At 63.4% G+C, this 5,691-nt stretch carries 5 protein-coding genes; 1 reads left to right on the top strand and 4 read right to left on the bottom strand.

All coding sequences use genetic code 11. From position 1 onward, the window contains the following. The 4 genes from QOI01_RS16565 to QOI01_RS16550 all read right to left on the bottom strand — a co-directional run. Positions 1-807 (bottom strand): FAD-dependent oxidoreductase (locus QOI01_RS16565; protein ID WP_526382746.1); only part of this gene is annotated, 807 nt, incomplete at its 3' end. A 151-nt stretch (positions 808-958) separates the two neighbouring features. After that, positions 959-2,515, bottom strand: a complete 1,557-nt coding sequence (locus tag QOI01_RS16560; RefSeq protein WP_526382744.1) for a PucR family transcriptional regulator — start codon at positions 2,513-2,515, stop codon at positions 959-961. A gap of 211 nt (positions 2,516-2,726) precedes the next feature. Continuing rightward, the gene (locus QOI01_RS16555) at positions 2,727-3,386 is read right to left on the bottom strand and encodes a ThuA domain-containing protein (protein WP_526382742.1); all 660 of its coding nucleotides are present in this window, start codon (positions 3,384-3,386) and stop codon (positions 2,727-2,729) included. Beyond that, positions 3,383-4,882 (bottom strand): aspartate ammonia-lyase, encoded by a 1,500-nt coding sequence (locus QOI01_RS16550; RefSeq protein ID WP_526382740.1) that lies wholly within the window; start codon positions 4,880-4,882, stop codon positions 3,383-3,385. Before QOI01_RS16550 ends, QOI01_RS16555 begins: the two co-directional genes overlap by 4 nt. A 429-nt stretch (positions 4,883-5,311) precedes the next feature. Here QOI01_RS16550 and QOI01_RS16545 point away from each other — a divergent pair. After that, positions 5,312-5,691 (top strand): thiamine pyrophosphate-binding protein (locus QOI01_RS16545; RefSeq protein WP_526382738.1); only part of this gene is annotated, 380 nt, incomplete at its 3' end.

The raw sequence follows: 5,691 nt of genomic DNA, 5'->3' as shown, positions 1-5,691 counted from the left end.
GCGGTGGGTGATGCTGGCCGAAGTCACGGATCGGCCGCTGCGGTCGGTGTCCAGCCGGGTGACCTCGGCGTTGGTCAATAGCCGCACATTCTTCGACTCGGCACGCAGCGCAGGCCGAACTGCGGCGACGTCGGCGTCCCCCTTTGAATCGACCATGCACGCGAACGAATCGCAGGTGTAGCACAGTACGCAGCCACCGCCTGGTCGATGATCGAGGGCCTGCGGAGCGGCGAACGGATGCAAGCCCTGCTTGCGGGCCGCGTCGACCAACTTCGCCATCGCGCCTTCGTGCCGCAACCCGGCGAAGGGGTAGTCAGTCGATCGCCACGGATCGGTGGGGTCCTCGTCCTTGTTCGCGTGCACCCAGTACATGGTTTCGGCCGCTCCGTAGAACGGCTCCAAGTCCGAATAAGAGATCGGCCACGCAGGCGAAACGCCGTCGACGTGTTCGATATCGCCGAAGTCGCATTCCCGGAAGCGCGGCAGGGTGGCGCCGTAGAGCTTGGTGGAACCTCCTACGTAGTGGTAGTTGCCAGGAACGAATTCCTTGCCCGTGGTGGCGTCGAGCCATGGGGCGGAATTCTTGTAACGCCCCTTGGTGTGGACGGCGTCGAACGACCAGTTCTCCCGCTCGATGGGTAGGAAGTCCCCCTGCTCGATGATCAGCACGTTCGCGCCGGCGTCGCGCAGCCCGTAGGCCAGCGTCCCACCCCCCATGCCGGAACCTATGATGGCCACGTCGGTTTCGACGACTTCGGGTGGATCGGTGACGATTTGCGAGTGCAGTTCTGTTGCAGCTGTGGACATTTAAGAGCTCCCCTAGGCTGAGAGGATCACCCGTCCGGAACTTTAGACGGTTGTAGTCCACGCTAGGGGTGGCGACCGCCCTTCCAACAGACCCATTGCGAGAACTCCGCACCGTCATAGTGCACAGACTGTGAACCACTTCGCGTGGACGTCAGTTGGCCACCTCGCGGTGCAGCAGGTCATGCCCGCGGACCGCAAACACCAGCGCCTGACGGTTGTCTGCGTCATCCAAGGGGCGTCCGAGCAACGCCTCAATGCGCTCGAGTCGGTAGTACAGCGTTCGCCGTTGAACGAATAGCGCCTGGGCGGCTTGCGACTTGTTTCCGTCACAGGATAGATACGTACGCAGGGTCGGCAGGAGCGGGTTGGTCGCCTTGGCGTCATGTTTGAGCAGAGGGCCCAATTCGTCCTCGATGTAGCGAGACAATTCCGGCCCACCAGCCAACGACGCCAGCAGACGCAAGACTCCTAGGTCATCGAATCGGTGTACCGCCTTGTCGGGGCGAGCCATTGCCACCGACGCCGCGCTGCGCGCTTGCTCGACTGCGGCCGGCAGCTGGCCAGCGCTGACGGGGCGACTGAGTCCGGCACGCACGTCAAGGGCGGTCAGCCTTGCGACGACTTGTTTTTCCGACTTGGTCCTGGAGAGACCCATGATGACCAACGTGTGTTCGCCGAGGTCGGCGACGACCGCGGGCACCTGCAGCGAGCGGCACAATTCCTCCATGGCGTCCTCGCCTGTGTTGGTGGCACCTTCGCGGCATACCGACACCACCAACAACGCGCGGTCGCGCAGGTCCCTGCCAATCCGCAAGGCGCGGTTCACGAACGCATCACCCGAGATGTCGCCAAGCAACAGCCGGCTGATCAGGGCGTTCTGTCGTTGCGCCGAGCGTGCGCCGCTCTCGCGGGCACCGAGCAAAGCGATGGCGATACCGTCGGCGGCCCGGTCGATGGCGTACGCCGCCGTGCCGACGATGGCGTCACCCCCGTGCAGTACGTGCAACCACCCCCACCGCTCGCCGCGAAGGACTACCGCCTTGCGGGTGCAGATGTCGGCATCGTTGGCGTTGCCGCTACTGGCGGACGCCGCATCGTGGTCTATTCGCGAATGCCTTTCCCAGTCTCGCAACGCGAGGTCGCCGATCTCCGAGCTTCCCGAGTACGCGACCACCTGACGCGCCGAATCCTCCAACACCACTGGCCGATTGACTTCCTTGGCCAACGCGTCGGTGAAGTGCACGTGGTCCCGGCCAGCGAGCAGGAGCTGCATGAACGTCCCGTTGAGTCGCTCGTACGCGCTGAGATCGAGGACGCGCTGATCGATGATCGACTCGTGGACCTGGGCTGACACCTCCACGAACGGCAGTTCACCCGCCAGGCCGACCAGAGGAAAGTCGCGCGCGCGAGCGGCTTCGATGAGCGCCTCCGGCATGATGTCGAACGCCCGCCCGCTCAACTCCACGATCAGCACCGCGGCGTGCGCATCGTCGATGTCGTAGATGTACTGGCGCTGCCGCTCGACGCTGTGACCGATGCCCAGACCCGCGGTGAGCAGCATCTCCCCTCCGCTGAGGAATTGGCCGATGTCGGGAATCTCACTGGGGTGGACCCACCGCACCGCGCGGTCGAAATTGCGTCGTCCCGCATATACGGTTTGTGGAACGCGGGTGAAGACCTCCAGCTGTAGCGCAACTTCTATGGACATCGACATAACGTGACCTGGGCCTTCGCTGCCGTCATGTGCAGGCTAGTTGGTTTTTCTTGCTCATTCTGAGTGTACTGGCGACAAGCCCCGACGGTCGGACTTTTGGCCTGCTTCGCCGGGCCGCTGCCGGGATTCGCCTGCGGCTCTGAGGGTCGAAACACCATGCAGTGGAACGAATGTCATCGATGTTTCCGCCTCGTCGCGGTCGTGGCTACGATCGGGCCGCCCAGGCGATCCCCTGTTTGGTGAGCCGACGCACGTCATCGCCGGCGAGATCGGCGGTGGCGTGACCGATCGAGTGGTAGAAGACGCGGCCTCGCCCCCACTGCCGAACCCAAGCAACCGGGCTCTTCAATCCGTCCAGCCAGGCGAAGTGCTCGCCGTTGAACGTCGTCTCGGCAAGCACCACGTTGTTCGGGTCGACGCTCATGTAGTACTGCTCTGATGCCACCGGGAAACTTGAGACGCCGCGCGTCACGTCGTGCTCGTGGTCGACGATGGTCACCTCGTACGGATGCGGATATCCCTCGCCGGCCGGATGGGCCAGAAAGTCTCCGCCGAGCATCAAGTGGTAGCGCAGGCTGGACCGAAACGCAGCGGCGGCACCATGCCACGCTGCGATTCCCGTTCCAGCCTCCACGGCTGCCAGGAGGTGATCCTCTTGTGAGTCGGAGAGGTCTTCCGTCGTCAGAGCGTTGTTCCAGCCGAGGATGATGAGGTCGTACCCGGTTAGGTCACGGTCGAGGGTGAAGGTGTCCTGCGATTCCTCGACGTGAAAGTCCAAGTCGGCGACGAGTTCTCGGGTCCAATCAGCGATGTTGTAAGGGCTGTGGCCGGGCCAGCCGCCATAGAGATGGAGAACGTTGGTCATGACGGATTTGCTCCCTCGAACGAGCGGACGATGGCCTCACTGAGTTGCAAGAGTTCGCGTGGCTGAACCAACGCTTCCGGGGTGAGCAGGAGGCTTACTTCCTCGCGTGAAAGCAAGCCCTCTTCTACGACCAGATCAGGTATCGCCCGGCCCGTACCCAGCGCCATCTTCGCGATGCGGGCGGATGCGGCGTACCCAATGTAGGGATTCAACGCGGTGATGATGCCGATCGAGTTGGTGACCGACTCGTAGAGTCGTTGTTCGTTGGCGGTGATGCCCATTACGCAGTTGCCGATCAGCGTCTTGCACGCCGCGTTGAGATGGGTTAGCGACTGAAACAGGCAATGCGCGATGATTGGCTCGAACGCATTGAGCTGGAGCTGGCCCGCTTCGGCAGCCATGCTGATCGTAACGTCGTTGCCCACGACCTCGAATGCCACCTGGTTGACGACTTCGGGGATGACGGGATTGACCTTGCCCGGCATGATGCTCGAACCTGCCTGCACGGCAGGGAGATTGATCTCGTTGAAACCCGACCTGGGGCCCGAGGACAACAACCGCAGATCATTGCAGATCTTCGACAGTTTGAGGGCGGTGCGTTTGAGGACACCGGACAGCTGAACGAACGAGCCGACGTCCTGGGTGGCCTCCACCAGATCGTGGGCGGTCGTTACGGGGAATCCCGTTATCGCCCGAAGTCTCTCGCACACCACCAGCGCATATGCGGGGTGGGAGTTCAGACCGGTGCCGATGGCCGTGCCACCCAGGTTGATCTCCGCGACCAGTTGCGCAGCCTCCTGCAGTCTCTCGGCGTCCTCGGCGACCATGACGGCATAGGTGCCGAATTCCTGGCCGAGGGTCATCGGAACGGCGTCTTGCAGCTGTGTGCGGCCCATCTTCAGCACGCGACCGAACTCGTTGGCCTTGGCCAGGAAGGCGGCGGAAACCTCCAACATCGTGGCGTGCAAGGTGGCGATGTGCACTTGGAGCGCAACCTTTATCGCCGTGGGATAGACGTCGTTGGTGCTCTGGCTGAGATTGACGTGTTCTAGAGGATGCAGCCTGTCGTAGTCCCCCCGGCGTGCGCCGAGGGTCTCCAACGCTCGGTTGGCGATCACCTCGTTGGCGTTCATGTTGGTAGACGTTCCGGCGCCGCCTTGGATGACGTCGACGACGAACTGATCGTGCAAGTGACCGTCACGGATCTCGATGCATGCCGCCTCGATGGCGCGCGCACGCTTGTCATCGAGCAGACCGAGTTCCCGATTCGCGCCTGCAGCAGCTTCTTTCACCGCGGCTAGGGCGTTGACGAACTCGGGATATGTGCGCAGCGCAATTCCCGAGATCGCGAAGTTCTGGAGCGCGCGTGCGGTGTGTACTCCGTAGTACGCCGGTTCGGGGACCTCACGGCTGCCGAGCGAATCGTGCTCAGAACGGGTTGGGCCGGGCGTGCCAATGTGCTCGGAGCCTGCATCGGCGAGGGCAGCGTCGCTCATGCGGACATCGCCTCCCCAGGGGACGTCGCCCCGCGGTGGATCGTGACCCTGGCGAAGGGGCCAACCGACCTGATGGACACGAAGCGAGCTCCTCAGTCGTCGTCGCAGCGGTAGCGGGGAAGGCCGACGGCGCGTCCCGCTCGCTTCCACACCAGCGTGGCGTGCCTCGAGCCCCCAGCCCAGACACGGAGTGTGCAATTTTTACAGCACCGCCTGCACGGTGCGCAATGTTTAGGCGGTGCGCCGCCAGATGTCGATTTATCTCCCGTTGTGTGCAGGCGCAGGGGCACCTTTTTCTCACGTTGAGGCTACTGGTGCAGGGTGGTGAGGACCACAATCGTGGTGAGTTCACTTCACTGGGCCGCGCCGGGCCGCGCTTGCGGCGTCGCTGGCAGTCCTGCACTCGTCGTCGGTAGAAAGGACATTCACATGCCAAGGCTCAACGGTGGACAGGTCGTCGCCCGCATCCTCAAGGAGTACGGAGTCCCGTACGTGGCAGGCATTCCCGGCCACGGCATCTGGGGTTTGATGGACGCGTTCAACGAGGACGAGTCCAAGATCCCGTTCGTCCAGACGTACCACGAACAGAGCGCGGTCCACCTCGCGGACGGCTACTACCGGGTGGCCGGCAAGCCGATGGCCGCGGTCACGTCTATCGGTGCCGGCGCCTCGAACACCGTGCTCGGCCTGGCCACGGCGTACAGCGACTCCACCAGCGTGCTGGTGATCACCGGTGGGCCACCGCGCCACATGCGCGGTCGCGGCGTGCTCCAGGAGCTGGAACGCCAGAAGGACAACGGCTTTCCACA

This window comes from Mycobacterium sp. (genome assembly GCF_032162605.1).
Classification (GTDB): domain Bacteria; phylum Actinomycetota; class Actinomycetes; order Mycobacteriales; family Mycobacteriaceae; genus Mycobacterium.
Note: the sequence above shows the minus strand (reverse complement) of the source record. Positions and strands in the feature narration are given on the sequence as shown.

Bases quoted from the DNA above. Each gene is read 5' to 3' on its own strand.
- QOI01_RS16560 (WP_526382744.1), bottom strand. From the start codon at position 2,515: ATGTCCATAGAAGTTGCGCTACAGCTGGAGGTCTTCACCCGCGTTCCA.
- QOI01_RS16555 (WP_526382742.1), bottom strand. From the start codon at position 3,386: ATGACCAACGTTCTCCATCTCTATGGCGGCTGGCCCGGCCACAGCCCT.
- QOI01_RS16550 (WP_526382740.1), bottom strand. From the start codon at position 4,882: ATGAGCGACGCTGCCCTCGCCGATGCAGGCTCCGAGCACATTGGCACG.